Raw genomic sequence first — 412 nt, forward strand, 5'->3', positions numbered from 1 at the left:
GAGACCACGATGTCGGCCGGGATCACCCCGTCGGGGGTCTGCACGCCGGTGACCCGCCGGTTCGTCTGTTCGATGCCGGTCACGGCGGTGTTGCCGACGTACTTTACGCCGGCGGCTTCGGTGCGTTTGATCAGCAGCTGCACCGCGCGGGCCGCGGACGCGAGCCCGTCGGAGGGCACGTGGAGGCCGCCGAGGATGTCTTCTTCATTGATCAGCGGGTAGAGCTCCTTGCACTCCTCACGGGTAAGGATCTTGCCGTCGATGCCCCACGATTGTGCGTAGCCGAGTTTGCGCTTGAGGTCCGCGAGGCGGGTCTCGGTGGTCGCGACTTCCAGGCCGCCGACCTGGTTGAAGCAGGAGATGCCGTCCTCGGTGAGGGAGAGGAGTTTCTCGACCGTGTATTTGGCGAACA

The 412-nt window shown here is 65.3% G+C and carries 1 protein-coding gene; it reads right to left on the reverse strand.

The annotated features are described in order from the left end of the window. On the reverse strand, window positions 1-412 hold a 412-nt coding region (locus AC5RTT_RS20790), incomplete at both ends, for an NAD(P)/FAD-dependent oxidoreductase (RefSeq protein ID WP_494146740.1).

Source organism: Arthrobacter sp. Y3221157 (assembly GCF_059089865.1).